Source organism: Paenibacillus sp. 01T422 (genome assembly GCF_056398785.1).
Map to the genome: position 1 here is coordinate 1 of NZ_JBFTQB010001412.1, position 943 is coordinate 943.

At 35.6% G+C, this 943-nt stretch carries 1 protein-coding gene; it reads left to right on the forward strand.

Features of this window, described 5'->3' with window-relative positions; genetic code table 11:
• Positions 1-201: 201 nt before the first annotated feature.
• Positions 202-943 (forward strand): AraC family ligand binding domain-containing protein (locus tag AC1DUA_RS39160; protein WP_477504809.1); only part of this gene is annotated, 742 nt, incomplete at its 3' end.

A 943-nucleotide genomic window follows, 5' to 3' on the forward strand; every position in this document is an offset into this window, starting at 1 on the left:
ATCCCTGAGGTGGCGACAAGTATTATCGTTATAACGCTCATTGGATTTTCTGCTTTCACGACGTGGATTCTCTTCGGTACAATCTTCAAGGAGCTATTACAAAAGTATGATAAAATTGTTAATGTATTGATGACTATATTTTTAGTCTATGCTGCGATCATAATTTGGATGTAGGTGGTCAGCTGAAGTAGGGGTGATTGAATGGACAAGTTTGTTTACAAAAAGTCGGCGGGTATGACTGCTCTGTCAGCAAGTATGATGGAATTTAAGTATAAAAAGCATGCTCACAAGGAGTATGCAATAGGCGTAACATTGCGAGGTATTCAACATTATAACCTAGACGGTAGTCTACAATTATCCTATCAAAATGGAATTATGCTTTTTAATCCTGAACAGGCGCACGATGGAATGGCACATGATAAGTCAGGTCTTGATTACGTTATGCTATATATTGAGCCGAACATGCTTCTAGAGGCGATAGAGAAAAAGGATATCATACGTTTTACTGATCCTATTGTTTATGATCGTACACTTGAACAACGCATATTAAATCTTTCTCATGCCATTTTATACGAAAAGGATGAGGCGTTATGCAGTGAATTGCTCTTATCCCTCACGGATAACCTTATTAAAACCAATCTATCTACACGTGACAAGAAAGATAACACGCTAATTAAGAAAGCAAAAGATATGCTTCAAGCCAACTTAGAACATGTACTTAAGCTTGATGAAATCTGTAAAGAGCTTAATTTATCGAAATTTCAGTTTATCCGATTATTCAAGGCACATACCGGAATTTCAACCTATCAATACTTTCTTAACTGTAAAATAGTACATGCCAAACAATTAATTGAACAAAGTAGAGATGTTTATTCAGCAGTAGCTGCTTGTGGTTTTGTCGATTTAACTCATTTAAATAAACACTTTAAAAGTGTATATGGAG